The organism is Nocardioides sp. Soil796, assembly GCF_001429525.1.
GTDB lineage: Bacteria > Actinomycetota > Actinomycetes > Propionibacteriales > Nocardioidaceae > Nocardioides.
The window spans coordinates 331,549-356,314 of the sequence record NZ_LMSQ01000017.1 but is presented as its reverse complement, the minus strand read 5'-3'; the positions used below and the strand labels follow the sequence as shown (position 1 = coordinate 356,314).

At 70.0% G+C, this 24,766-nt stretch carries 24 protein-coding genes; 9 read left to right on the top strand and 15 right to left on the bottom strand.

The genetic code is table 11. The features are described 5' to 3' along the window. Nucleotide 1: 1 nt before the first annotated feature. The 4 genes from truB to ASH02_RS08705 form a co-directional block, all read right to left on the bottom strand. A complete protein-coding gene (truB, locus tag ASH02_RS08720) occupies nucleotides 2-898 on the bottom strand; it encodes a tRNA pseudouridine(55) synthase TruB (RefSeq protein ID WP_268788271.1) in 897 nt (298 codons plus the stop codon). Further along, entirely contained in the window at nucleotides 895-1,356 is a 462-nt protein-coding gene (gene rbfA / locus ASH02_RS08715; RefSeq protein ID WP_056676454.1) for a 30S ribosome-binding factor RbfA, read from the bottom strand. Before rbfA ends, truB begins: the two co-directional genes overlap by 4 nt. A 320-nt stretch (nucleotides 1,357-1,676) precedes the next feature. Further along, nucleotides 1,677-4,592 carry a translation initiation factor IF-2 gene (gene infB, locus ASH02_RS08710; protein WP_056676451.1) on the bottom strand — a complete coding sequence of 972 codons (2,916 nt, stop codon included), beginning with the start codon at nucleotides 4,590-4,592 and terminating at the stop codon, nucleotides 1,677-1,679. Nucleotides 4,593-4,727: 135 nt separating this feature from the next. Then, the gene (locus ASH02_RS08705; protein ID WP_056676448.1) at nucleotides 4,728-4,988 is read right to left on the bottom strand and encodes a YlxR family protein; all 261 of its coding nucleotides are present in this window, start codon (nucleotides 4,986-4,988) and stop codon (nucleotides 4,728-4,730) included. A gap of 196 nt (nucleotides 4,989-5,184) precedes the next feature. Between ASH02_RS08705 and ASH02_RS08700 the strand changes: the two genes are divergently transcribed. Then, nucleotides 5,185-5,757 carry a histidine phosphatase family protein gene (locus ASH02_RS08700; RefSeq protein ID WP_056676444.1) on the top strand — a complete coding sequence of 191 codons (573 nt, stop codon included), beginning with the start codon at nucleotides 5,185-5,187 and terminating at the stop codon, nucleotides 5,755-5,757. A gap of 25 nt (nucleotides 5,758-5,782) precedes the next feature. On the opposite strand, the gene nusA is transcribed toward ASH02_RS08700, so the two are convergent. Continuing rightward, nucleotides 5,783-6,763: a transcription termination factor NusA gene (gene nusA, locus ASH02_RS08695; RefSeq protein WP_056676441.1), complete on the bottom strand. Its 981-nt coding sequence runs from the start codon at nucleotides 6,761-6,763 to the stop codon at nucleotides 5,783-5,785. Continuing rightward, nucleotides 6,763-7,260, bottom strand: coding sequence for a ribosome maturation factor RimP (rimP, locus tag ASH02_RS08690; RefSeq protein ID WP_056676438.1), 498 nt, complete (start codon nucleotides 7,258-7,260; stop codon nucleotides 6,763-6,765). The genes nusA and rimP overlap by 1 nt, the downstream gene beginning before the upstream one ends. Nucleotides 7,261-7,342: 82 nt before the next feature. On the opposite strand from rimP, the gene ASH02_RS26030 reads away from it, so the two are divergent. Both ASH02_RS26030 and ASH02_RS26025 read left to right on the top strand, forming a co-directional pair. Further along, on the top strand, nucleotides 7,343-7,846 hold the full coding sequence (locus tag ASH02_RS26030) for a hypothetical protein (protein WP_156393492.1): 504 nt from the start codon (nucleotides 7,343-7,345) through the stop codon (nucleotides 7,844-7,846). Next, complete coding sequence (locus ASH02_RS26025; RefSeq protein WP_056676431.1) at nucleotides 7,843-8,265, top strand: ferritin-like domain-containing protein; 423 nt, start codon at nucleotides 7,843-7,845, stop codon at nucleotides 8,263-8,265. The genes ASH02_RS26030 and ASH02_RS26025 overlap by 4 nt, the downstream gene beginning before the upstream one ends. Before the next feature lie 322 nt (nucleotides 8,266-8,587). Here the strand turns inward: ASH02_RS26025 and ASH02_RS08675 are convergent, their stop codons facing one another. Further along, nucleotides 8,588-9,319 carry an HAD family hydrolase gene (locus ASH02_RS08675; protein ID WP_056676428.1) on the bottom strand — a complete coding sequence of 244 codons (732 nt, stop codon included), beginning with the start codon at nucleotides 9,317-9,319 and terminating at the stop codon, nucleotides 8,588-8,590. A gap of 34 nt (nucleotides 9,320-9,353) precedes the next feature. Beyond that, a complete protein-coding gene (locus ASH02_RS08670) occupies nucleotides 9,354-11,138 on the bottom strand; it encodes a proline--tRNA ligase (RefSeq protein WP_056676425.1) in 1,785 nt (594 codons plus the stop codon). A 110-nt stretch (nucleotides 11,139-11,248) separates the two neighbouring features. Between ASH02_RS08670 and ASH02_RS08665 the strand changes: the two genes are divergently transcribed. Next, nucleotides 11,249-12,235 (top strand): ATP-binding protein, encoded by a 987-nt coding sequence (locus tag ASH02_RS08665; protein ID WP_156393491.1) that lies wholly within the window; start codon nucleotides 11,249-11,251, stop codon nucleotides 12,233-12,235. Nucleotides 12,236-12,286: 51 nt separating this feature from the next. Next, nucleotides 12,287-12,763, top strand: a complete 477-nt coding sequence (locus tag ASH02_RS08660) for an ASCH domain-containing protein (RefSeq protein ID WP_056676421.1) — start codon at nucleotides 12,287-12,289, stop codon at nucleotides 12,761-12,763. A gap of 89 nt (nucleotides 12,764-12,852) precedes the next feature. Here ASH02_RS08660 and ASH02_RS08655 read toward each other — a convergent pair whose 3' ends face one another. From ASH02_RS08655 to ASH02_RS08640, 4 genes are all read right to left on the bottom strand, one after another. Further along, nucleotides 12,853-13,215, bottom strand: a complete 363-nt coding sequence (locus tag ASH02_RS08655) for a DoxX family protein (protein ID WP_056676418.1) — start codon at nucleotides 13,213-13,215, stop codon at nucleotides 12,853-12,855. 44 nt (nucleotides 13,216-13,259) lie between these two features. Next, nucleotides 13,260-14,105: a GNAT family N-acetyltransferase gene (locus tag ASH02_RS08650; RefSeq protein WP_056676416.1), complete on the bottom strand. Its 846-nt coding sequence runs from the start codon at nucleotides 14,103-14,105 to the stop codon at nucleotides 13,260-13,262. 42 nt (nucleotides 14,106-14,147) lie between these two features. Then, nucleotides 14,148-15,299, bottom strand: coding sequence for a flavodoxin-dependent (E)-4-hydroxy-3-methylbut-2-enyl-diphosphate synthase (gene ispG, locus ASH02_RS08645; RefSeq protein WP_056676413.1), 1,152 nt, complete (start codon nucleotides 15,297-15,299; stop codon nucleotides 14,148-14,150). A gap of 123 nt (nucleotides 15,300-15,422) precedes the next feature. Continuing rightward, complete coding sequence (locus ASH02_RS08640; RefSeq protein ID WP_056890755.1) at nucleotides 15,423-16,769, bottom strand: M50 family metallopeptidase; 1,347 nt, start codon at nucleotides 16,767-16,769, stop codon at nucleotides 15,423-15,425. 119 nt (nucleotides 16,770-16,888) lie between these two features. On the opposite strand from ASH02_RS08640, the gene ASH02_RS08635 reads away from it, so the two are divergent. Continuing rightward, nucleotides 16,889-18,247 carry a polysaccharide deacetylase family protein gene (locus ASH02_RS08635; RefSeq protein WP_082620842.1) on the top strand — a complete coding sequence of 453 codons (1,359 nt, stop codon included), beginning with the start codon at nucleotides 16,889-16,891 and terminating at the stop codon, nucleotides 18,245-18,247. Between the two features lie 18 nt (nucleotides 18,248-18,265). On the opposite strand, the gene dxr is transcribed toward ASH02_RS08635, so the two are convergent. From dxr to ASH02_RS08620, 3 genes are read right to left on the bottom strand one after another with little or no spacing between them, the layout of a single operon-like run. After that, a complete protein-coding gene (gene dxr, locus ASH02_RS08630; RefSeq protein ID WP_057294596.1) occupies nucleotides 18,266-19,357 on the bottom strand; it encodes a 1-deoxy-D-xylulose-5-phosphate reductoisomerase in 1,092 nt (363 codons plus the stop codon). A 31-nt stretch (nucleotides 19,358-19,388) separates the two neighbouring features. Next, a complete protein-coding gene (locus tag ASH02_RS08625; protein ID WP_057294595.1) occupies nucleotides 19,389-20,870 on the bottom strand; it encodes a M1 family metallopeptidase in 1,482 nt (493 codons plus the stop codon). Further along, a complete protein-coding gene (locus ASH02_RS08620) occupies nucleotides 20,867-21,481 on the bottom strand; it encodes an AMP-binding protein (protein ID WP_057294594.1) in 615 nt (204 codons plus the stop codon). The genes ASH02_RS08625 and ASH02_RS08620 overlap by 4 nt, the downstream gene beginning before the upstream one ends. A 168-nt stretch (nucleotides 21,482-21,649) precedes the next feature. Here ASH02_RS08620 and ASH02_RS08615 point away from each other — a divergent pair, with 168 nt between their 5' ends. From ASH02_RS08615 to ASH02_RS08605, 3 genes are all read left to right on the top strand, one after another. After that, nucleotides 21,650-22,543, top strand: coding sequence for a serine protein kinase RIO (locus tag ASH02_RS08615; protein ID WP_057294593.1), 894 nt, complete (start codon nucleotides 21,650-21,652; stop codon nucleotides 22,541-22,543). Between the two features lie 173 nt (nucleotides 22,544-22,716). Next, the gene (gene bluB, locus ASH02_RS08610) at nucleotides 22,717-23,337 is read left to right on the top strand and encodes a 5,6-dimethylbenzimidazole synthase (protein ID WP_056676393.1); all 621 of its coding nucleotides are present in this window, start codon (nucleotides 22,717-22,719) and stop codon (nucleotides 23,335-23,337) included. Nucleotides 23,338-23,347: 10 nt separating this feature from the next. Further along, the gene (locus tag ASH02_RS08605) at nucleotides 23,348-24,451 is read left to right on the top strand and encodes an LOG family protein (RefSeq protein WP_057294592.1); all 1,104 of its coding nucleotides are present in this window, start codon (nucleotides 23,348-23,350) and stop codon (nucleotides 24,449-24,451) included. The last annotated feature ends 315 nt before the right edge of the window (nucleotides 24,452-24,766 follow it).

The following is a 24,766-nucleotide window of genomic DNA, read 5'->3' as shown; positions in this document are numbered from 1 at the left end:
GTCAGGGACTACCGGTGAAGACGGCGACCGGCTTGGCCAGCACGCCCGACGCCTCCGACGCGACCGGTTCGTAGAGGGCGAGGAACTCGCCGTCGGGGGCGAAGACCGCGGTCAGCCCCTCGAGGTCGATGGCGAGCTTGCGGCCCACGCGTACGTCGACCTCCTGCGCGTCGTCCAGCTCGTACGCCGGGAAGGTGGCCCGCGCCGCGTCGGCGATCGGCACCATCGCGAACTCGTCGTTCAGCTGATCGAGCGTGCGTGCGACGGAGAGGTCGAAGCCGCCGACCGCCGTACGCCGCAGGGCGGTCAGGTGTCCACCGACACCCAGTGCCACACCGACGTCGCGGGCGATCGCGCGGATGTAGGTGCCGCTCGAGCAGCGCACCGAGATGTCGACGTCCAGCCAGTCGCCGACGACCCGTTGATCGAGCACCTCCAGCGCATGGATGGTCACCGGGCGGGCCTTGAGCGCGACGGCCTCACCGTCACGGACGCGTTGGTAGGCGCGCTTGCCGTCGACCTTGATCGCCGACACCGCGGTCGGCACCTGCTCGATGTCGCCCACCAGACGGGCGAACTCGGCCTCGACCAGTCCCGGCTGTTGGTTGGCCGCGACCGCCTCGGCGATGACTTCGCCCTCGGCGTCGTCGGTGGTCGTCGAGACGCCGAGGCGCACCGTGGCGTCGTACCCCTTCTGGGTCAGCATCAGGTGTCCGAGGAGCCGGGTGGCCCGGTTGACGCCGAGCACCAGCACCCCGGTTGCCATCGGGTCGAGCGTGCCGGCATGGCCGACCTTGCGGGTGCCGGCCAGGCGGCGTACCCGCGCGACCACGTCGTGCGAGGTCATGCCCCCGGACTTGTCGACCACGACCAGTCCGGCGGCACCGGCGGCGTTCACGCCTCGTCGGCCTCGTCTGCCTCGTCCGCGGCGTCCTCGTCGACGCGCGGCTTCTTGTAGGCGTCCTCGCCGGCGGCGTACGTCGCACCCTCACGGGTCGCGGCGACCTGCTCGTCGATCTGCCGGGCGCGAGCGAGTACGTCGTCCAGCTGGCGAGCCGTCTCCGGCAGTGCGTCGTGGATGAACTCGAGCGTCGGCACGTGGCGGATGCCCAGCTGCTTGCCGACCTCGGCACGGATCAGCCCCTTGGCCGACTCCAGCGCAGCGGCGGTGCCGGCCAGCGAGTCCTCTTCACCGAGCACCGTGTAGAAGACGGTCGCGTGCTGGCTGTCGCCGGAGACCCGCACGTCGGTGACGGTCACGAACCCGAGACGAGGGTCCTTGACCCGCCGCTCCAGCATCTCGGCGACGATGATCTTGATCCGGTCCGCAATCTTGCGAACCCGTGGGCTGGCCATGGTTCCTCCTGGAAGTACGTGCGCGGGACAAGCCCGCGAAGAATGAGTCTAGGTCCCCGCTTTGACGGGTTCGGTTGTGGGCGGGACTGCATTGGCCTGCACGGGGTGACGACCTGCGGCCGGAGTCGGGCCTGCCCGGGCGGCGTAAAGGGGCTTGGCCGCGGCGCGCGCAGCGGAGAGCAACCACAGGAGCGACTCCCGCGCGACGCGCCGCCGCAGCGCCCGGGTTGGTGCGGCGCAGGCCGCACCAACCCGAACCCCGTACACACCGACGAGGCGGGCCCGGCAACAGCCGGACCCGCCTCACCGATGATGCTGGATCAGCCCCGCGGAATCTCGCGCATCTCGAAGGACTCCACGACATCGCCGATCTTGATGTCCTGGAAGTTCTTCAGCACCAGACCACACTCGAAGCCCTCGCGGACCTCGGACGCGTCGTCCTTCTCCCGCTTGAGCGAGGAGAGGTCGAGGTTGTCGGCCACCACGGCGCCGTCGCGCAGGACACGCGCCTTGGCGTTGCGGCGGATGGTGCCGTCGATGACCATGCAGCCTGCGATGTTGCCGGCCTTGGACGAGCGGAAGATCTCGCGGATCTCCGCCTTGCCCAGGGAGGCTTCTTCGTATTCCGGCTTGAGCATGCCCTTGAGCGCTGCTTCGATCTCCTCGATCGCCTGGTAGATGACCGAGTAGTAACGAATCTCGACACCTTCCTTCTCGGCCATCTGGCTCGCCTTGCCCTGCGGGCGGACGTTGAAGCCGATGATGATGGCGTCGGAGGCGGCGGCCAGGTCGACGTTGGTCTCGGTGATCGCACCGACACCGCGGTCGATGACGCGCAGCGAGACCTCTTCGCCGACGTCGATCTGGGCCAGCGAGTCCTCGAGGGCCTCGACCGAACCGGACACGTCGCCCTTGAGGATGAGGTTGAGCTCCTGGCTCTCGCCCTTCTCCATGGAGGCCATGAAGTCCTCGAGCGTACGACGCACGCGGCGCTTGGCCTGCATGGCCGCGCGTTCACGGGCTTCACGCTTCTCGGCGATCTGGCGAGCCATGCGGTCGTCGTCGACCACGATGAACGTCTGACCGGCGCCGGGGGCGGCGTTCAGACCGAGCACCATGGCGGGGCGAGCCGGGTCGGCTTCCTCGATGTTGTTGCCGTGCTCGTCGAGCATCGCGCGGACCCGGCCGTGAGCCGCACCGGCGACGATCGAGTCGCCGACCCGGAGCGTTCCGCGCTGGACCAGCACGGTGGCAACCGGGCCACGGCCACGGTCGAGGTGCGCCTCGATGACCAGACCCTGGGCGTCCTGGTCGGGGTTGGCCCGCAGGTCGAGCGACGCGTCGGCGGTGAGGACGACGGCCTCGAGCAGCTTGTCGAGGTTGAGCTCGGACTTCGCCGACACGTCGACGAACATGGTGTCGCCGCCGTACTCCTCGGGCACGAGGCCGTACTCGGTGAGCTGTCCGCGGACCTTCGTCGGGTCGGACTCCGGCTTGTCGATCTTGTTGACCGCGACCACGATCGGGACACCGGCGGCCTTGGCGTGGTTCAACGCCTCGACCGTCTGCGGCATGACACCGTCGTCGGCCGCGACCACGAGGATCGCGATGTCGGTGGCCTGGGCACCACGGGCACGCATGGCGGTGAACGCCTCGTGACCGGGGGTGTCGATGAAGGTGATGCGACGCTCGTCGCCGTCGACGTCGGTCGCGACCTGGTAGGCACCGATGTGCTGGGTGATGCCACCAGCCTCCTTGTCGACGACGTTGGCGCTGCGCAACGCGTCGAGGAGCTTGGTCTTTCCGTGGTCGACGTGACCCATGACGGTGACGACCGGCGGGCGGAACGCGAGGTCGCCCTCGTCGCCCTCGTCGGCACCGAACTCGATGTCGAAGCCTTCGAGCAGCTCGCGGTCCTCGTCCTCCGGGGACACGATCTGGACGACGTAGTTCAGCTCTTCACCGAGCAGCTCGAACGTCGCCTCGTCGACCGACTCGGTCGCCGTGACCATCTCGCCCAGGGAGAACAGCATCTGCACCAGCGAAGCGGCGTCGACGTTGATCTTCTCGGCGAAGTCGGTCAGGGACGCGCCACGCGCCAGGCGAACGGTCTCGCCGTCACCCTTGCGGACGCGCACACCACCGATCGTCGGGGCCTGCATGGCCTCGAATTCCTGACGACGAGCCCGCTTCGACTTGCGCCCACGACGCGACGGACCACCGGGGCGACCGAAGGCACCCTGGGTCTGGCCACGCTGGCCGGGGCGACCGCCACCGGGGCGACCGCCACCCGCGGGGCCGAAGCCACCCGGGCGTGCGCCACCGGGACCGCCGGCGGGGGCACCGCCACGGCCGGGAGCACCGGTACGACCCGGAGCACCACCGCGACCGGGCGCACCGCCACGACCGCCGCCGGGGCCACCGGGACCACGACCGCCGGGGCCGCCACCGAAGGCGGCCGGGGACTTGGGCATCATCGCCGGGTTCGGACGGGGCATGCCCGGACGACCCGGAGCACCACCGTCACGCGAGGCCGGGGGCCGCGGCGGACGCTGGTCGCCGGACGGGGCACCAGTGCCGCCACCGGTGCTCGGCGCGGGTCCACGGTCGGCAGGGGCGGGGCGACGGCCCATGCCCTGGCTCGACGAGAACGGGTTGTTGCCGGGGCGCGGCGTGCCGCTGGGCTTGCCCACCGGACGCGGGGCCGGCGCCTTCGGCGCGGGCGCCTTCGGCGTGGCAGAAGCAGCCGCGGCGGGTGCCTCGGCTGCGGGCGTCTCCGGAGCAGCCGGTGCCTCGGAGGCAACGGGCTCGGCGGCGACGGGTTCGGCGGCGACGGGTTCGGCCGGGACCTCGGCGGCCGGCTTGGGCGCCGGCTTCGGACCGGGTCGCGGCCCGGGCTTCGTCGCCGGCTTGTTGGCGGCGGTGGGTGCCTCGACAGGGGCAGGCTTCTCGGCAGCCGGAGCGGCCGGGGCCTCGGGTGCCGCTGCGGGCGCCTCGGCGGGGGCCGGCTTGGCGGCCTCCTTGGTCTCAGCCTTGGCAGGCGCTGCAGGGGCGGAAGTGGCGGCGGCGGCCTTGAGCTGCTCGCCGTACTCCTTCTTGAATCGGTTCGCCACCGGGGGCTCGATGGTCGAGGACGCAGACTTGACGAACTCCCCCATCTCCTTCAGCTTCTCGAGAACAAACTTGCTCTCGACGCCGAATTCCTTGGCGAGTTCGTGTACTCGGGGCTTGGCCACGCTTCTCCTTCTGGCCCGAGCCCCGACGCTGCCTGATGCAGGAGGAGGTGATTCGGACCGTTAGTGGTTGTGCAAACTCATCGGGAAGTACTCATCGAGTGCTCATGAGCTGCTGCTCCAGTTCCTGTAGGTCAATCACGGTGTGGTGTCTGTGCCGGAGTCGATCATCGTGCGCAGTGCGGTCACATCAAGGCCCCCCGCGAACCGCAGGGCTCGGGGGAAAGCGCGTTTGCGCACTGCCAGGTCGAGACACGCGGTCGTGGGGTGCAGGTGAGCACCACGGCCGTGCGCCGTGCCGTCGGGATCGGGCACCACGGCGGGGCCGTGGTCATCCGATCCGGCGACGACCCGGATCAACTCAAGCGTGGTGGCCCGCTTGCGACACCCCACACACATACGCACGGGGCGTGGGCGCGCGGGAATGTTGCCAGTCGTAACCACCAATCCAAGAGTCTAGCCGTTGGCGCGCCCAACGCCGAACCGGTATCCCCTGGACCAGCAGGTTTCCCCGGCGCACCGGGGAAACCTGCACATCCCACGGCAGATGTTCCGTGGGAAGCGAGGGGCTTCCGTGGGAAGTAGCCTGAACGGCATGAGTGACCTGCAGTGCGCCAGCCGGATCATCCTGGCCCGACACGGCGAGGCGGAGTACGAACAGCCCGAGCTGGCCGACGAGGGCGGGTCACTGACCACGCTCGGCCGCCAGCAGGCGGCCGGTCTGGCCGGGCGTCTGGCCGATCGCAAGGTCTCCCACGTCTACACCAGCACCTTGGCCCGCGCAGTGCAGACCGGCGAGATCGTGGCGGCCGCGCTCGGCATCTCGGTGACCACGCGCCGGGCGCTGGTCGAGTACGGCGAGGGCGAGCTCACCGACGACGACGCGTTCACCGAGATCTACCGCCGGTGGACCGATGGCGACCTCGACGTACGTGTGCCCGGGGCCGAGACCGGCGCCGAGGGCATCGAGAGGTTTCGGTCCGCACTGTCCGAGATCGCCGACCAGCACCGGGGTGAGGACGTGCTCGTGATCAGCCACGGCGGCCTGCTGCGCATGGGCGTGCCTGCGCTGGTGCGTCTGGACGGCCACGAAGCACGACGCATCGGCAACTGCGAGTTCGTCGAGGTCGACATCGACGGTGACGGCTGGGTCTGCCGGGCCTGGTGACCCGGCAGACCGCCGCAGATCAACCTCAGGGTGCGACCGGCGGAGCCTCGTCGGAGCGGATGTCGATGCGCCAGCCGGTCAGTCGGGCGGCGAGTCGGGCGTTCTGGCCCTCCTTGCCGATCGCCAGCGACAGCTGGAAGTCGGGCACGATCACCCGTGCCGAACGCTCCTCGAGCGAGACGATGTGCACCGAGCTGACCCGGGCCGGCGAGAGCGCGTGGGCGACCAGCTCGGCGGGATCCTCGGACCAGTCGACGATGTCGATCTTCTCGCCGTGCAGCTCGGACATGATGTTGCGGACCCGCTGGCCCATCGGGCCGATGCAGGCGCCCTTGGGGTTGACCCCGGGCACGCGCGAGTGCACCGCGATCTTGGTTCGGTGACCGGCCTCGCGGGCGATCGCCGCGATCTCGACCGTGCCGTCGGCGATCTCGGGGACCTCGAGCGCGAACAGCTTGCGGACCAGGTTGGGGTGGGTGCGCGAGAGGGTGATCTGCGGCCCGCGCATGCCCTTGCGCACCGAGACCACCATGCACTTGATGCGGGCGCCGTGCTCGTACTTCTCGGTGGGCACCCGCTCGCCCAGCGGCAGGATCGCCTCGAGCTTGCCGAGGTCGACCATCACGTCGTCGGGGTTGCGGCCCTGCTGGATGACGCCGGAGACGATGTCGCCCTCCTTGCCGGAGAACTCACCGAACCGGATCTCGTCCTCGGCGTCGCGGAGCCGCTGCAGCATGATCTGCTTCGCGGTCGTCGCGGCGATCCGGCCGAAGCCGTCGGGAGTGTCGTCATACTCGGTGACGACGTTGCCCTCCTCGTCGACCTCGGCGGCGAGCACCGAGACGTGACCGTTCTTCTGGTCGAGGACGACCCGCGCGCGCGGCTGCGCCCCCGGGGACTTGTGGTAGGCCGTGAGCAGGGCCTGCTCGATGGCCTCCACGAGAACGGAGAACTTGATCTCCTTCTCCTGCTCCAGCATGCGGAGGATGTTCAGGTCGATGTCCATCAGGCGTCCTTGCTCTTTCGGTTGAACTCGATCTGGACCTTGGCCTTGGCGATGTCGGCGTACGCCACCTCGCGGTCGGCTCCGTCACTGCCAGGGCCCTCCATGGTGAGGGTGACTGCGGTCTCGGTGGAACTGCTGATGCGGCCTTCGACCTCGCCGCCCTCCACGAGGGCCACCTTGACCAGGCGGTCCTCGTTGCGGCGCCAGTGGCGCGGGAGGGTCAACGGCCGGTCGACGCCTCGCGAGGTGACCTCGAGCGTGTAGGGGTGCTCCCCCATCACGTCGGAGGCGTCGAGCACGCGCTCGACCTCGCGGGTGGCGGCTGCGACGTCGTCCAGGTTGACACCACCGTCCTTGTCGACGGCGACGCGAAGGACACGACGCTTGCCGGCGGGAGTGATCTCGACCGCCTCGACGTCGAGACCCATGGTCGACAGGGGGTCGATGAGTTCCGCTTCGATGCGATCCCTGGTTGCGTCAGACTTGGCGCTGCTCATGGGTGCGACCTCCTTGTGCTGTTGTGGGCCCAACCATACTGGCAATCCCGTGGGATCAAGACCTCCGGTTAGAGTCTCCCGCGTGCCACTGTCCTCACGCCCCGTCTCGCGTCGTACGACGCTCGCTGCCGCGCCCCTCCTGGCGTTGGCCGGATGCCGCTGGGGACCGGCCGAGGACGGCGACGAGCCGGCCGCCGAGCCCTCGAACGCCGTCCCCGACGAGCAGCAGGTGAAGGCCGCGCTGCAGGCGATCGCGGACGCCGACGCCTTCGTGAAGGACGTCTCGGCCGATCACGTGGGTCTCGCCGAGCCACTGGCGGCGCTGACCGCCCTGCACACCGCGCACCAAGCGCTCATCGCCAAGGAAGGCGACACCGGGACGACCGTGCGCATGGGCACGCCGACCCGCGCCACCGCCGCCCTCAAGGCCGTACGCCGCCGCGAGCTCGGCCTGCAGCGCACCCTGACCAAGCTGGCCGGCGAGGTGTCGAGCGGGGAGCTCGCCCGCACCCTCGCGGCGATGGCGGCCGGGGTCGCCCAGCAGGTCGCGCTGCTCCCCGAAACCGCGAAGGACGCCGACGCATGACCGGGACCGACGCACTGCAGACCACTCTCGCCGCCGAGCACGCGGCCGTCTGGATCTACGGCGTGCTGGGCGGGCAGACCTCGCAGTCGTCGCAGCCGGCGCTGTACGACGCGGTCACCACGGCCTACGTGACCCACCGGAGCCGCCGCGACCAGCTCGTGCGCTGGGTGCGTGACGCCGACGAGGTCCCGGTGGCCGCCGAGGTCGCCTACGAGCTGCCCAATGCCGCCCGCACCCCCGCCGAGCTCAAGGCCATCGGGCTGCAGGTCGAGCAACGTTGCGCCGCGGCGTACGCCGACCTGGTCGGCCGCACCACGGAAGACGAACGGGCCTGGGGCGTGAACGCGCTGGTCGAGTCGGCGGTGCGCCAGCTCGACTTCGACGGCGACCCGACCGACCTGCCGGGCATCGACGCCTGAGCCGCGCTGAACTCGCTCGGGCTGGGCCCCTCCGCGGCGGGCCCGGCAGAACGGACCCGCCAGGACTGGCCCGGAGATGGCCCTCAAGGCTGGGCGAAGGCCCTCTCCCGGCAGCCAGTCCTGGTGCGGAGGTGGCCCGGCATCGGGGAAGCCCCGAGATCTGCCCCGACGCCGGATTGGTTCACCCCGAGTGTGTGAACACCACCAAGGATGATCCTTCCCCAGTTCTTCGCTGGTGCCCAGCAGTTGGTGGTTGCAGGTTTTTGCGTTGCAAGAACTTGCAAAAGTGAATCGCGGATCCCTGCAGTCCGATGAAGGTCCTTCAGACGTCGTTCCAGGCCGTCACGATGCCCAGGATCTCGGCCAGTTCGTGGGCCACCGCGTCCGGCGTGCCTTCGGTGTGACCGACCTGGTTGGTCGGGATGGTGCTGTGCGGGATGTGGATGGCCCGGAGGCCGGCGTTCTGGGCGCCCCAGACGTCGTCGAAGAGCCGGTCTCCCACGTAGACACAGCGGGCCGGGTCGGTGGCACCCACCGCTCCCAGGGCTGCGGCGAAGGCGTCCGGAGAGGGCTTGGTCCACGGGATCTCGCTCGTGTAGACGTCACCGTCGATGAGGTGGTCGACCCCGTCGCGACGGAAGAACTCCTCGTGCCACTCCCGCGGCCAGATCGTGTTGGACAGCACGCCCACCTTCAGCCCGAGCGCGCGCAGCCCCTCGAACAGCGGTGCCACCTGCGGGTCGGTGCCGGTGTGCGGCTCCCAGAACTCGCGGTAGGCGGCCAGCAGCTCCGGGTCGTGCTCGAGACCGGCCTCGGTGAAGAGGTCCCCCACCGTCGCGCTCTGCTGGTGGTCACGCGAGCGGCCCCAGATCACGTCGCCCGCGGAATGCAGCCAGGCGGCGTGCGCGTGATGGTCGTCGTCCTTCGTGGGCGTCGTGATCACCGCCTGGGCCAGGGCCAGCGACTCCGCGTGGAAGTCGATGTCGTGCCACTGGGTCAGCGTGCCGCCCCAGTCGAAGATCACCGCGTCAAGGTTCGAGGGTCCGCTGCTCATGGGCGCAACTTATCGGTAGCCCAAGTCGACCCGGTCAGCTCCTGACCACCTCGGTCAGGTGGGCGACGATGTCGGCCACCGCCACGTTGGTCCGCTCGCCGGAACGCCGGTCCTTGACCTCGACGGTGCCGTCGTCGGCCAGGCCGCGGCCGACCACGGCGATGGTGGGTACGCCGATCAGCTCGGCGTCCTTGAACTTCACGCCCGGGCTCACCTTCGTGGGCCGGTCGTCGAAGATCACGTCGAGGCCGGCCTGCGACAGGTCGGCGGCGATCTTCTCGGCCGCCTCGTGGATCGCCGGGTCCTTGCCGGTCGCGACGAGGTGGACGTCGGCGGGTGCGACCTCGCGGGGCCAGATCAGGCCGGAGTCGTCGTGGTTGTCCTCAGCGATGACCGGCACGGCACGTGAGACGCCGATGCCGTAGGAGCCCATCGTGACGGTGACCAGCTTGCCGTTCTCGTCGAGGACCTTGAGGTCGAGTGCCTCGGCGTACTTGCGGCCGAGCTGGAAGATGTGGCCCATCTCGATGCCGCGCGCGGTCTCGAGCCTGCCATCGCGTCCTTCGGTGGCACACTGCGGGCACGCGTCACCGTCGCGCACCTCGGCCGCCTCGATCGTGCCGTCGGCGGTGAAGTCACGGCCGGCGACCAGGTCGATGACGTGCTGGCCGTCGACGTTGGCGCCGGTCACCCAGCGGGTGCCCTCACTGACCCGGGGGTCGACGACGTAGCGGATCTTGCTGTCGGACTCCTCACCGAGCGCGCCCGGCCCGATGTAGCCCTTGACCAGGGCGGGGTGCTTGCGGAACTCGGTCTCGTCCATCGCCTCGACCTCGATGGGCTCGAGCTGCCCCTCGAGGCGCTTCTGGTCGACCTCGCGGTCACCGGGGATGCCGATGGCGAGGGGCTCACGGGTGCCGTCGGGGTGCTTGAGGACCACCATCACGTTCTTGAGCGTGTCGCCGGCCGCCCAGGGACGGTCGTCGCGGGGGAACTTCTCGTTGAGGTGGTTGACCAGCGTCTCGATGGTCGGCGTCGCGGGCGTCTGCTCGGCGTGCGCGGCCGGGGCGTCGTCGTACGACACGGGCGCGGGGGAAGGCACCGCGACGGCCTCGACGTTGGCGGCGTACTCACAGGTGGGGCAGTGGACGAAGGTGTCCTCGCCGACCTCGGAGCGGGCCAGGAACTCCTCGCTCTTCGATCCGCCCATCGCGCCGCTGGTCGCCTTGACGATGACGTAGTCGAAGCCGAGCCGGTCGAACGTCTTGATGTACGCCGCGCGGTGTGCGGCGTACGACGCGTCGAGGCCGGCGTCGCTGGTGTCGAAGGAGTAGGCGTCCTTCATGGTGAACTCGCGACCACGCATGAGCCCAGCGCGGGGGCGCGCCTCGTCGCGGTACTTCGTCTGGATCTGGTAGAGCCAGACGGGCAGGTCCTTGTAGGACGAGTAGAGGTCCTTCACCACGAGGGTGAACATCTCCTCGTGGGTGGGGCCGAGCAGGTAGTCGGCGCCCTTGCGGTCCTTGAGGCGGAAGATGCCGTCGCCGTACTCGGTCCACCGGTTCGTGGCCTCGTAGGGCTCGCGGGGCAGCAGCGCGGGGAACTGGAGCTCCTGGCCGCCCATCGCGTCCATCTCCTCGCGGATGATGTTCTCGACCTTGCGGAAGACCCGAAGGCCCAGCGGCAGCCAGGTGTAGATGCCCGGCGCGGCGCGGCGGATGTAGCCGGCCCGGACGAGCAGGCGGTGGCTGGGCACCTCTGCGTCGTTGGGGTCGTCGCGAAGCGTGCGGACGAAGAGCTGGGACATCCGAAGGATCATGCGGGCAAGGCTACTTGTGCCCGAGCGCCAGTCGCGAGGCGGTTTCCGTTGTCCTGACGACGTGGCGCGAGTCGCCCCGCCGTCGGCGAAGTGGTGAGAGGATGAGCACCATGCCTACGACCGTCCCGTGGGAGAAGCGGCCGGAGTTGCGAGTACGACTCGCCGCCGAGACCGCCAGCGTGCCCGGGGCCCGTCGGTTCGTCCGTGACGGCCTGACCGGCTGGGAGCGCGCCGACCTGATCGACGACGCCGCACTGTGCGTGACCGAGATGGCTGCGAACACCGCCCTGCACAGTGGCAGCAGCTACATGAACGTGGTCCTCAACGACCTCGATGCGGCGGTCCGGGTCTCCGTCGAGGATGCCGGCGGGCTGGTGCCGGTGCAGGCCCTCGTGCCCCAGACCTCTCGACGGGCAGGTGCCGCGAGCGAGCAGGCGCCCCCGGTGGAGGAGCTGGCGACCACCGGACGAGGACTGTCGATCGTCTCGATCTTGTCGCGGCACTGGGGCATCGACGAGACCGGGCTGGGACGGCGCATCTGGGCCGAGATCGAGGCCTCCGACGTGGAGCACCCGATCCGTCCGCCCAGCCTCGGCACGCTCCCCGCGGTCGAGGACGCACCGATGATGCTTCCGGCCGGCTGGAAGATGCTCCTCATGCCGCAGTGCCCGGTCGACCTCGGCCTCCGACTCGACCAGCATCTCGACGACCTGATCCGTGAGCTCCAGTTGATCGACGCCGGCGCGGACTCGGGCCCGCGTCCGCGCGAGCTGGGCGAGCTGATCGAGCGGCTGGTCGCGCGTCCCGCCTTTGCCCGACACATGGGCCGGCGAATCGCGCAGGAGGCCGCGGCGGCCGGCCTCGACGTCGTCGACATCGAGATGCCCGCTCCCCCGGAGCTCAGTGTGCTCGCCCGGGAGCTCGCCGACACCATCGCACTCGCCGACCGGATGTGCGTCGACCAGCACCTGCTCACCCTCGCCTCGACTCCCGAGATGAACGAGCTGCGCGACTGGTTCACCGAGAGCATGGTCGGCCAGCTCGAGGACGACGCGGAGCCGGTCCCCTTCGCCGTCTGGCGGGCCCGCCGGCACTGATCCCCCACCGTCCGGAGCCAGGGCACCGGGCGGGCCCGTACGCTGCACGACATGAGCGACGCGGCCCTCGAGGCCTTCTGGGCAGACGCCAAGGTGCGTGCCAACCTCAACCGGCTGCGGGTCTACACCGGACCCAACGCGAGCGAGGCGCTGTGCCCGCCGGCGTGGGCCTTCGGGGACTCCGCCGACATGGCCGACGAGCTGCTTGCGCTGGTGCTCGACGGTCGCAAGACCGCCACCGCCTCCGCGCTCGCCGACTACGACGAAGAGGAGCTGCCCAGCGTCGGCAGCCTGTCGATCATCAACGACGGCGCCGACGTGCCACGCGTGCTGGTGCAGACGACCGACGTGCGCACCATGCCGTTCGCCGAGGTCTCCGCCGAGCACGCCCGGCTCGAGGGTGAGGGCGACCTCTCGCTGGACCACTGGCGGCAGGCGCACCGCGACTTCTTCACCGAGTTCGGCCACGAGGTGACCGACGAGTTCGAGGTCGTCCTCGAGCAGTTCAAGGTGATCTGGAAGCCCTGAGCTGCACGGCCGCGGTGGTGGCTGATGGCTGTCAGCGGCGCCGCGGGGAGCCATCAGCCACCGCGGAGCAGTCGGCTGAGCCTGCAGGCTCAGCCGCGGGCGGCCTTGAGGGCGCTACGGATCATCGGGATCTGCAGGGGCAGGCGGGCCAGGGTGCCGGCCTTGAGCGCGGTGTTCTTCCGCTTCTGCGCGTCGGCCGCCATCTTGAAGTTCGCCGGGTAGACCCCGAGGAGCAGTCCGGCGCTGGCCCACCCCGCGACGGAGCGGGTGCGCGGGTGCAGGAGGCCAGCGGCACAGACGATCTCGGCGACACCCGAGCCGAGCACGACCTCGCGGCGGGCGGGCACGAACTTGGGCACGATCGGTTCGTAGACCTCGGGCTTGACCAGATGGATGACGCCGGAGACAGCGAAGATGCCGGCGAGGCCGAGGACGTCCTTGGGAATGTTCACGTCGCCCAGCGTAGGCGGGCACGGGGCACCGACTCCCCCGACGGTCAGAACATGATCGTGGTGAACTGCGCCGTCTCCACAAAGCCGGCCTTCTCGTAGGCCCGGCGGGCGGGGAGGTTGTGGTCGTTGACGTAGAGCGAGGCGATCGGCGCGATCTCCGCACACACCGTCTGCGCCACCGCGGCCATGCAGGCCGTGGCCAGTCCCTGGCCTCGACGGTCCGGGACGACGTACACGCCCTGGATCTGCGCGGCGTACGGCGTGGCGCACGCGACCTCGGCCTTGAAGACGACCCGGCCGTCCTCGAAGCGGGCGAACTGCCAGCCCTTGGAGATCAGCTGCATCACGCGGGTGCGGTAGAGGTTGCCCCCACCACCCCACTCGGGTGAGACACCGACCTCTTCGGTGTACATCGCGACGCACGCCGGGTAGACCACGTCGATGTCGGAGGCGACGGTGCGCCGTACGGCGGGATCCGGCTCGACCAGCGGGGACCCGGCGATCTCCATGTGCGGCTGGAGCGCGCGCACCTCCCGTGGCCCGCTCCACTTGTCGGCCATGTGCGCCCACAGGCCCTCGACCGAGGCAGCCGGACCGACGATCGTGGAGACCCGCGAGCGGCCGCGCAGCCCGTAGTGGGCAAGCTCCTCGAAGTCGTCGGGACCGACCTGGATCGGCACCAGGTTGGCGCCGATGTGCAAGGCCGAGACGAGGATGCCGTTGCAGAACCGGCCGACCACCTCGCCTCCGAGCCAGCGACGGTCGAGGCGTGTGGTGTGCGCGCGATAGCCGGCGAACACGTTGACCACCGGGTCCAGCGCAACGAGGCGCATGAACTCCGGTACGTCGTCAGGCCCCAGCGGGCGCACGTGTTCAGGGGTCGGCAGCACGTCCCGGAGCCTACTGCCCCTCGGGCACCTGGCGGTGTCGCCTCAGCTGACGGTCACCGCGGCCGCGGCGCCCTCGACGGGCTCCATGTCCTCGGCGATGCGCATGGCCTCTTCGATGAGGGTCTCGACGATCTGCGACTCGGGCACGGTCTTGATGACCTCGCCCTTGACGAAGATCTGTCCCTTGCCGTTGCCGGAGGCCACGCCGAGGTCAGCCTCGCGGGCCTCGCCCGGTCCGTTGACGACACAGCCCATCACCGCGACGCGCAGCGGCACCTCCAGCCCCTCGAGCCCGGCGGTGACCTCCTCGGCCAGCTTGTAGACGTCGACCTGGGCGCGACCGCAGGACGGGCACGACACGATCTCGAGCTTGCGGGGGCGCAGGTTGAGCGACTGCAGGATCTGGATGCCGACCTTGACCTCCTCCACCGGCGGGGCGGAGAGGCTGACCCGGATCGTGTCGCCGATGCCCTTGCTGAGCAGGGCGCCGAACGCGGTCGCGGACTTGATCGTGCCCTGGAACGCGGGACCCGCCTCGGTCACGCCGAGGTGCAGCGGCCAGTCGCCCCTCTCGGCGAGCAGCTCGTAGGCGCGCACCATGACCACCGGGTCGTTGTGCTTGACCGAGATCTTGAAGTCCTGGAAGCCGTGCTCCTCGAAGAGGCCGGCCTCCCACACCGCGCTCTCCATCAGTGCTTCGGGGGTGGCCTTGCCGTACTTCTCGAGCAGTCGCTTGTCGAGGGACCCGGCGTTCACGCCGATGCGGATCGAGGTGCCGCGGTCCTTGGCGGCGGCCGCGATCTCCTTGACCTGGTCGTCGAACTGGCGGATGTTGCCCGGGTTGACGCGTACGGCGGCGCAGCCTGCGTCGATCGCTGCGAAGACGTACTTCGGCTGGAAGTGGATGTCGGCGATGACCGGGATCTGCGAGTGCTGGGCGATCTCGGCGAGCGCGTCGGCGTCGTCCTGGCTCGGGCACGCGATGCGCACGATGTCGCAGCCCGCGGCGGTCAGCTCGGCGATCTGCTGGAGCGTGCTGTTGACGTCGGAGGTCAGCGTCGTGGTCATCGACTGCACGGACACCGGGTGGTCGCTGCCGACCCCGACCTTGCCGACCTGGATCTGGCGGGTCTTGCGTCGCGGCGCGAGCACCGGCGGCGGGGCTTCGGGCATGCCGAGGGAGATCGAGGTCATGGCGCCAGTCTACGTACGTCGTGTCGGGCGGCCACTTCGCAGGACCTCTGCGACAACGTCCTGCGTCGCGGTCGCCCCGGCAACCACCTCGCAGGACGTCCTGAACAACGTCTGGCCAGACGGTCAGGTGAGGTGGATGGGGACCACCACGTCGCCGACGATCAGGACGAGGCTCATGAGGAGGAAGGCGCCGGCCACCACGTAGGCGATCGGCAGCAGTCTCGCCACGTCGACGTACCCGGGATCGGGGCGCTTGAACACCTTCGCGAACCCGCGGCGTACCCCTTCATAGAGCGCACCGGCGATGTGCCCGCCGTCGAGCGGCAGCAGCGGCACGAAGTTGAACATGCCGATGAAGAAGTTGAACCCGGCGATGAGCATCAGCAGCATCACCAGCTTCTCCTTGACCGGGAAGGCGTCGTGGGCCGCGGTCTCCCCCGCGATCCGGCCGCCGCCGACCAGGCTCATCGGCCCTTCGGGGTCACGCTCCTCGACCCCGACGATCGCCTTGCCGACTCCCCACACCTTGGCGGGTAGGTGGGCAAGCGCCTTCGCGGTGTCGACGGTCATCGTGCCCATCGTGTCGACCGTGTAGACCAGCCCGCCGGTGGTCGGCTCGGCCGTCGGCACGAAGCCGAGGAAGCCGACCGCGGTCAGGGTCTGGTCGGTGGTTGAGGTCGGGCGATCGGTCACGACGGTGTTCGTGGTGAGCTCCTTCTGCATGTCGCCGCGCTGCACCACCATCACCGCCCGCCCGTCGCCGTTGTCGCGGATCAGGTCGGACAGCTTCGCCCAGTCGTCGCCGATCTCGACACCGTTGAAGCTGAGGATGCGGTCGCCCTTCTGGAGCCCGGCCTTCTGCGCGGGGCTCTCCGGGTCCGCCGCCGTGCACTCACGGTTCTTCTCCGCGATCGGCACGACACAGGGCTGCACACCGGACACCTCCGGCGTCGTGTGCGGGTCACCGAGGTTGCCGTACGTCGCGAACACGCCACCGAAGATGACGAACGCGATGGCGATGTTCACCGCCGGGCCGGCGGCCATCACGATGACCTTCTTCCACCACGACATCTTGTAGAAGAGCCGGTCGGAGTCCTCGGCCTTCACCAGCTCCCACTCGGCCGCCCGCGCGTCGCTGATCAGCTGGGTGAACATGCCGGTGTTGGACTGGCGGAGCCGCTCGACCTCGTTGCCGTCCTCGTCGATGATCGTCTCGCGCACCGCGTCCTTCTCGGGCGGCAGCATGCCGACGATCTTCACGTAGCCGCCGAGCGGGATCGCCTTGATGCCGTACTCGGTCTCACCGACCTTCTTCGACCAGATCGTGTTGCCGAAGCCGACGAAGTACTGCGTGACCTTGCCGCCGAACCTCTTGGCCCAGACCATGTGGCCGAGCTCGTGGAGCGCGATCGAGACCAGGATGGCGACCACGAAGATCACCACGCCGAGCGTGTAGTAGAGCACGGTCATGCCGCTGGGGGTCCCTTCGAAGGCACACGAGTACGGGTCAACGGTACGTCCTCGGTCCAGCCCGGCACGACTTTCGCGATCTCTCTGCGCGACGCGGCGCCGTGCCGCATGCTCGGGTCATGTGGGGAGCACGCCTGTGGGGGCCTGCGGTGCTGGTGGCGGCGTTGTCGACCGGCCCGTCGCCGTCGTACGCCGTGGCCTCGTCCGCCGCCGCCACGCCCGCGCGCTGCTCGGCCGGCCTGGTTGCCCTCACCTTCGACGACGGCCCCTCCTCGAACGTGACGCCGCGACTGCTCGACATCCTCGAGGAGCGCCGGGTCCCGGCGACGTTCTTCATGGTCGGCGAGCGGGTGGCGTCGGCCCCGGCGACCGCCCGCAAGGTGGCGCAGGGAGGTCACGTCGTCGCCAACCACAGCTGGCACCACACCCTGATGACCACGCAGACCGACTCGCAGATCCGCGACACCCTGCTCGCCACCGACCGCGCGCTCCGTCGCGCCGGGGTCGTGCCCGGCAAGCTGATGCGGCCGCCGTACGGCGGAATCAACGCGCGGGTGACCGCGGCGATCACCCGCGCGGGATTCGTGCCGGTGCTGTGGGACGTCGACCCGGAGGACTGGGAGGACCGCAGCGCCACCGCCATCGCCAACGCGGTGATCGCGGGCCTGCGTCCGCACCGCAGCAACATCGTTCTCCAGCACGACGGGGTCACGAACTCGCCGAGCTCGGTGAGCGCGGTGCCGTCGATCATCCAGAGGGCGCACCGACTCGGTTACTGCTTCGCCGTCCTGGGCGCTGACGGCCGACCCACCCCGCCGGTCCCGCGCCTCACGATCGCGTCGACGACGGTGCGGGAGGGCGACGTGGCCCGGGTCCGGCTCAGGCTCGACCAACCGACGTCCCGTCCGGTGAGCGTGCGGCTCGACACCCGCGCGGCTGGAGCCGGGGCAGCCGACTTCACCGGCCGCAGCCTGCGTGTGCGGTTCCCGATCGGCACCACGACCCGCACGGTGCTGGTCCGAACCCACCAGGACTCCCTGGACGAGAGGAACGAGGCCTTCTCCGTGCGGCTGTCCGCACCCGTCGGCCTGAGAGTCGGCACCTCGTCACGCCGGGTGGTGATCGTGGACGACGATGCCCCGCCGGGTGTGCGGGTCCGGAACCTCGTGGTGACCGAGCCGGCCACCGGTACGACGCCCGCGGACGTGGTCGTCGAGCTCGGCCGGCCCAGCGGACGCCGCGTCGTGGCGACCCTGCGCACCCGACCGGGAACAGCACGAGCCGGTGACTTCACCCCCAGGGTGGCGTCGGTGGTGGTGCCCGCCGGGACGGTTCGCGCGGTCTTCCGTGTCGAGGTGCTGGCCGACCTGCTCGACGAGCCGGAGGAGACCTTCACCGTCGAGATCACCTCGGCGGTCAACGCACGGGTCGTCGCGACACCGGCCACGGTCACGATTCGACCGCCGCCCACCCCGTAGGCCTCGGCCCGTGATGCGTCAGCGCAGGGTCGCGCGGGCCTGCTCGCGGGCCCACCCGTCTGCGGCCAGCACGTCGTCCACAGTGAGCTCGGCGATCTGCGGCTGCTCGTAGGAGGCGAGTACGGCGGCCACGGTGTCGACGATCTCGACGAACGGCAGGTCACCGGCCAGGAACGCGTCGACGCACACCTCGTTGGCCGCGTTGTAGACCGCGGGCGCCGTACCGCCACGGCGTCCGGCCTCGCTGGCCAGGCCCACGGCCGGGAACGCCTCGTGGTCGAGCGGGAAGAACTCCCAGGTCTCCGCCTTGGTCCAGTCGACCGGCGGTGCGGCGTCTGGCACCCGGTCGGGCCAGTTCAGGCCGAGCGCGATCGGGATCATCATGGTCGGCGGGCTGGCCTGCACCAGCGTCGAGCCGTCGTGGAACTCGACCATCGAGTGCACCACCGACGTCGGGTGCACCACCACCTCGATGTGGTCGAAGGCGATGCCGAAGAGCAGGTGCGCCTCGATCACCTCGAGTCCCTTGTTGACCAGGGTCGCCGAGTTGACGGTGATCACCGGGCCCATCGACCAGGTCGGGTGGTTCAGCGCCTCCTCGCGGGTCACGCCGGCCAGCTCCTCACGGGTGCGGCCGCGGAACGGCCCACCGCTGGCGGTGAGCACGAGTCGGCGTACCTCGTCGGGGCTGCCGCCGCGCAGGCACTGGGCAACAGCCGCGTGCTCGCTGTCCACGGGCACGATCTGGCCGGGCCGCGCACGCGAGGTGACCAGCGGGCCGCCGATGATCAGCGACTCCTTGTTGGCCAGCGCGAGGGTGTTGCCCGCGTCGAGCGCGGCCAGCGTGGGGCGCAACCCCACGGCACCGGTGATGCCGTTGAGCACGACGTCGCACTCGAGCCCGGCGGCCTCGGTCGAGGCGTCCTCCCCCAGCCCGGAGTACGCCGGCGCGAACTCACGCACCTGCGCGTCGAACAGCTCCTCGTGGGAACCACCGGCGGTCAGCCCGACCACCCGGAAGCGGTCGGGGTTGGCCCGCACCAGCTCGAGGGCCTGCGTGCCGATGGAACCGGTCGAGCCGAGGACGACGATGTCGCGAGGTGAAGTCACCCGGCCAGTCTTTCAGGTTGCCGGGACGCGCTCAGGCCAGCCCGTTGTCCGCCGTACGGGCGGGACGTGAGCCGGTGAACAGCCAGGCGTCGAAGAACGCGTCGAGGTCCTCGCCGCTGATCGACTCGGCCAGTGCGGTGAAGTCGGCGGTGGAGCCGTTCGCCGGGCCTCGCACCCAGGCGCGCAGCAGTGCCTTGAAGTCGGTGTCGCCGATGCGGTGGCGCAGCGCCTGCATTGTCATCGCGCCGCGGTCGTAGATCGGTCCGTCGAAGAGGCGGCCCGGCCCCGGGTCGCCGATCTTCAGCTTCCAGAAGTCCGAGTTGGCGGGGATCGACTCCCAGGTGCTGAGCAACCACGCCTGTGGGGTCGCCTCGCCACCGTTGCCGGACCAGAGCGTCTCCAGGTAGGTCGCCGGGCCCTCGTTGAGCCAGATGTCGCGCCAGTTGTCGACGCTGACACGGTCACCGAACCACTGGTGCGCCAGCTCGTGGACCACGAGCCACGTCGACTCCCTGCCGCCGACGGACGGGTAGGTCGGGCGGGTCTGGTTCTCCAACGCGAAGCCGGCGTCGAGCGACGTGGTGAGCCCGCCGGTGGTCGAGAACGGGTAGGGGCCGAGCCAGCCCTCGAGCCAGGCGATCACCCTGGGCGTCTGGCGCATGAGGGCGGTCGACTCGGTGCGTGAGTAGGGGTCCAGCTCCTTGGAGACCGCGTTGAGCCAGGGCAGTCCGTCCGCGGTCCGGCCCCGCTCGATCGTGTAGCGGCCAGCTGCGAAGAACGCGAGGTACGGCGCCATCGGCTCGTCGGCCCGCCAGTGCCACACGGTCCACCTCGTGCCGCGGGTGATTGCCTTGAGCTTTCCGTTGGAGATCGCCTGCAGGCCACGCTCGACGGTGATGCGCACGTCGAGGACGGCCTTGTCGCGCGGGTGGTCGTTGGCGGCGAACCACCACGCCGCCATCTGGGGTTGTCCCATCGCCACGACCTCGCGGCGGTTGCCCTGCCAGGGTCGCTCGCCGCCCCACGAGATGGCGCCGGGCCTTCCCGCATAGGCGACGCGTACGACGAACGACGCGTCGTCCGCAATCGGTGTGCGAGGCCTGATCTGCACCTCGTGGCGGTTCGTCCGGCTGAACGCGGCCCGGTGGCCGTTCACCGACACGGCTCGCACCGGAAGCACGAGGTCGACGTTGAACCGGCTCAGCGACTGGCCGGCGACGGCCCGGAAGGCGGTCACGCCGACCAGCCGGCCGGTGTCGAGCTCGACCCGGTTGCGCACGTCGTAGTGCCCCACGTCGTAGCCGCCGTTGCCGTACTGCGGGAAGTAGGAGTCGCCCATACCCGCCGACCCCGGGGTCGGTGCCTGGCTGCCGGCCGTCGCGGCCGTCGTGCCACCGATCAGGCAGCCCAGCGCGACTGCGGCTGCGGCTGCGCGCTTGATGCTGCGGGGCTTCGCAGCGCGCCGTTTCACGCGCGGCTTCACGACGCGCGGCTTCACGACGTAGCGCTTCACGATGCGGCGCCGAGTGACACCGGTCGCCCCGAGACGAGGGCGGCGAGCGCGGTGCCGAACCGGCTCGGGTCCGTCAGGGCGCTCGCGATCGGGACCGGCTCGTCGAGCACGAACGCGATCGAGCTCGGTGCGACGGGCTCGCAGCCCGCCGGGTCCGTGCGGCCGGCCTTGACGGCGATGTCCCAGGCGACCTCGCGGGTCTCGTCGGCGGGCTCGATGCCGGAGAGGATCGCCGCCGCCGGGGCGTGTTCGCCGGGGTGCAGCGCGGTGTCGGTGACCACGAGGTGGGGCGCGAACTCGTCCACGCGCCCGTCGTCGAGCACGACGCAGGTGGCGCCGAGGCGGGCGGACGCCAACAGCACCAGCAGCTCACGCAGCGGGTCGGCGAGGAGCACACCGACGTGCTGGCCGGGTTCCACGCCGAGCCCGCGCATCGCCCCCGCCAGCGCACCGGACTGCTCGAGCAGACCGGCGAAGTCGAGGGAGGTCTCCCCTGAGACGGCCGGGTCGGCCGCTCCGCCGCGGATCACCCGCACGTCGACCGCGTTGTAGGCGAGGTTCAGGGTGCCCTCATCGCCGTCGGTGGGCGTCTTGAACCACACCAGCTCCACGTCGTACTCCTCGAAAAGAAAACCGGTTGCGAACGACCGGACCCGTGCGGGAACGTTCTAGCCGAAGCGTACGGCGTCAGGCCGTGCCCGTTGAGAGGAGCCGTGACATGTCGATCGATGTCTTCGGTCTGCCCACAGACCTTTTCTCTCACTTCTGGAGCACACCTGATGATGCACGACTTCGCGGGACCCCACTCTGACCCCGCATCGCACGACAGCACACCGCACGACAACCGTCTCGACGGCATAGATTCCACCTTCGTCTTCGAGTTCGAGCAGCTCGACGAGCCCGACGACGCGAACCAGCGTTGGTCGACGTGGCTCTCCGTTGAGCCGCTGTGCCGCGGACCCAAGCCCCGCCCCGACTGGGTGGTGACGTCTCAGGGCGCCATCGACACCGAGCTCGGCATCCTCAAGACAGGCAAGGAGGCGGAGGTCTTCCTGGTCGAGCGCGGCGTCCCGGGCGGCGAATCCGTGGTGATGGCCGCCAAGCGCTACAAGTCCCGCGAGCACACGGCGTTCCACCGCAGCGGCGCCTACACGGAGGGCTGGTCGACCCGGCGCTCACGTGACGCCCGCGCGATCAAGGCCAAGTCGACGTTCGGACGCGAGGTCGCCTCCGGGCAGTGGGCCAACTCCGAGTGGACCGCGCTGAAACGGTTCTGGGAGGCCGGGGTGCCGGTCCCCTACCCGGTGCAGATCGACGGCACGGAGATCCTGATGGAGTTCATCTCCGTCGACGACTCCCCCGCGCCGCGGCTGGCCCAGACCCGGCCGGCTCCCGACTTGCTGGAGCACTACTTCGAACAGCTGCGCTCGGCGATGGAGGCGCTGGCTCGCGACGGTGTGGCGCACGGCGACCTGTCGCCGTACAACATCCTGGCGGCGGGCGAGCGCCTGGTGATCATCGACCTGCCGCAGGCTGTCGACATCGTCGGCAACGCCCAGGGCATGGACTTCCTGATGCGTGACTGCGCGAACGTCTGTGCCTGGTTCCGGCGGCGGGGCCTCGAGGTCGACGAGCACGGGCTGTTCGGCGAGCTCCTGGCCCAGGTCTTCTGAGCCGGCATTCGCATTCGCGTTCACGCACGCTCATGCGTTCGCGAGAGTTGCAGTGCGTACCTGTCCGCAGTCGGGACTCGTACGAACTGCAGCTCCCGTGGCAGTTCGGGCCGACCAGCGGGTGGTTTCGAGACGAGCCCTCACCCGGCGGCAGGGCGGGTACGGTCAGCGCCGTGGATCTCTACGACGCCATCCGACGCCGCCGCGACACCCGCGCCGAGTTCACCGGCGAGCCCCTCGACGACGAGGTGCTGACCCGGGTGCTCAGCGCTGCGCACAGTGCGCCGAGCGTCGGGATGAGCCAGCCGTGGGACTTCGTGCTGGTGCGCGACCCGGCGAAGCTGGATGCGTTCCACGAGCACGTCGCCACCGAGCGTGAGGTCTTCGCGGCCTCGCTGGACGGTGAGCGTGCGTCCACGTTCGGAGGCATCAAGATCGAGGGGATCCGCGAGTCGGGGCTGGGCGTCGTCGTCGGCTACGACCCGACCCGGGGTGGCGACAACGTCCTGGGTCGCCACGCGATCGCGGACGCCGGCCTCTATTCGGTCTGCCTCGCGATCCAGAACCTGTGGCTGGCCGCGACCGCCGAGGGGCTCGGCGTCGGGTGGGTGAGCTTCTACCGCGAGGAGTTCCTCTCCGGGCTGGTCGGCTTCCCCGAGCAGATCCGACCGGTCGCATGGCTGTGTCTGGGCACCGTGGCCGGCCTGCCCGACGTGCCGGACCTCGAGCGCTTCGGCTGGCGGCACCGCTCCCCCCTCGAGTCGGTGCTGCACGAGGATTCCTGGAGCCACTAGCCTCGGCGTCATGCACAAGCGACGGGGACGCGTGGTCGAGGTCGAGACCCTCGAGGAGTTCGACCGACGCATGTCGGGAGGCGTCACGTCGATGACCGGCTGGCACCTGCAGTCGATCGACCTGTCCGGCCGCAGCGACGAGCTGCACCGGGTCCGCGTGGCGGGTGCCCTGTTCCTCGGCTGCACGTTCGCGCCCGGCGACGAGGACGACGTACGCACCCGCGGGGCGATCGTCTTCCCGGTGGTGCCCGACGTCCCGGTCGACACCTACCGCGGCACCCTCTACTCCCCCGCCGAGCTCTACGACACCACGCCGTACGACGCCTGCCTGGATGCGCGCGTCTATGCCTGGTCGAAGCAGCCGCCTGACCTCGACGTGACGCTGGCCCAGGCCCTGCACGACCACGCCATCGACAACGCTCTCGGCAGCTGGCGCACCGGACGGCGGCTGGTCGGCGTGATGGGTGGTCACGCATTGCAGCGCGGTGAGCCGGCGTACGCCGACGCCGCGAACCTCGGGCAGCTGCTCGCCGCTGACTGCACCGTCGCCACCGGCGGCGGCCCCGGCGCGATGGAGGCTGCCAACCTCGGTGCCTGGATGGCGAAGCGCACCACCGACGATCTCCAGTCAGCGTTGACGAAACTCGCGGAAGCGCCGGGCTTCCGGCCCGACATCGGCGGGTGGGCGGCGGCCGCTTTCGACGTGCTCGAGGAGTTCCCGGACGGTACGTCGTCGCTGGGCATCCCCACCTGGCACTACGGACACGAGCCGCCGAACGCCTTCGCCAGCAGCATCGCGAAGTACTTCCGCAACGCGACTCGTGAGGCGATCCTGCTGCAGGTCTGCGATGCCGGGATCGTGTTCCTGCCCGGCGCGGGCGGCACGGTGCAGGAGATCTTCCAGGACGCGTGCGAGAACTACTACGCCGACGAGTCCTCCGTGGCGCCGATGGTGCTGGTCGGCGTGGAGCACTGGACCAGGACCGTGCCGGCCTGGCCGCTGCTGGGCGCACTGGCCGCCGGTCGTCCCATGGAGCCGCACGTGCACCTCGTCGACACCGTCGAGGAAGCCGCCGAGCTCGTCCTCCGCCTCCCCCCAACCGTGGATTCTTGATGCGCGAACCGCGTGCTTTTGATGCGCGAACACCGGATCCTTGGTGGCTCGGTGGTTGAGGAAGTCGCTCCCCGTGCCTGTCTCGAAGCCACCCCGCCCGGCACCCTTCGCTGGTTGGGGAAATCGGTCTGCGACTGTCTCGACACCACTCCCAGAAAGNCGATGCAGGAGCCCAACCCTTCGAGGTCGACGACCTCGAAGGTGCGGTCCTGCTCGACCTGATTACCGACGCCAAGGACACCGCCTGGCGTGCCGAGCGCCGCAAGCTCCGCCTCGCCTACCAGTTGTGTGTGACCAACCCGGCCGGGGCCCGGG

Bases quoted from the DNA above. Each gene is read 5' to 3' on its own strand.
- rbfA (WP_056676454.1), bottom strand. From the start codon at position 1,356: ATGGCCAGCCCACGGGTTCGCAAGATTGCGGACCGGATCAAGATCATC.
- ASH02_RS08705 (WP_056676448.1), bottom strand. From the start codon at position 4,988: ATGTGTGTGGGGTGTCGCAAGCGGGCCACCACGCTTGAGTTGATCCGG.
- ASH02_RS08700 (WP_056676444.1), top strand. From the start codon at position 5,185: ATGAGTGACCTGCAGTGCGCCAGCCGGATCATCCTGGCCCGACACGGC.
- nusA (WP_056676441.1), bottom strand. From the start codon at position 6,763: ATGGACATCGACCTGAACATCCTCCGCATGCTGGAGCAGGAGAAGGAG.
- rimP (WP_056676438.1), bottom strand. From the start codon at position 7,260: ATGAGCAGCGCCAAGTCTGACGCAACCAGGGATCGCATCGAAGCGGAA.
- ASH02_RS26025 (WP_056676431.1), top strand. From the start codon at position 7,843: ATGACCGGGACCGACGCACTGCAGACCACTCTCGCCGCCGAGCACGCG.
- ASH02_RS08675 (WP_056676428.1), bottom strand. From the start codon at position 9,319: ATGAGCAGCGGACCCTCGAACCTTGACGCGGTGATCTTCGACTGGGGC.
- ASH02_RS08670 (WP_056676425.1), bottom strand. From the start codon at position 11,138: ATGATCCTTCGGATGTCCCAGCTCTTCGTCCGCACGCTTCGCGACGAC.
- ASH02_RS08665 (WP_156393491.1), top strand. From the start codon at position 11,249: ATGCCTACGACCGTCCCGTGGGAGAAGCGGCCGGAGTTGCGAGTACGA.
- ASH02_RS08660 (WP_056676421.1), top strand. From the start codon at position 12,287: ATGAGCGACGCGGCCCTCGAGGCCTTCTGGGCAGACGCCAAGGTGCGT.
- ispG (WP_056676413.1), bottom strand. From the start codon at position 15,299: ATGACCTCGATCTCCCTCGGCATGCCCGAAGCCCCGCCGCCGGTGCTC.
- ASH02_RS08640 (WP_056890755.1), bottom strand. From the start codon at position 16,769: ATGACCGTGCTCTACTACACGCTCGGCGTGGTGATCTTCGTGGTCGCC.
- ASH02_RS08635 (WP_082620842.1), top strand. From the start codon at position 16,889: ATGTGGGGAGCACGCCTGTGGGGGCCTGCGGTGCTGGTGGCGGCGTTG.
- ASH02_RS08615 (WP_057294593.1), top strand. From the start codon at position 21,650: ATGATGCACGACTTCGCGGGACCCCACTCTGACCCCGCATCGCACGAC.
- ASH02_RS08605 (WP_057294592.1), top strand. From the start codon at position 23,348: ATGCACAAGCGACGGGGACGCGTGGTCGAGGTCGAGACCCTCGAGGAG.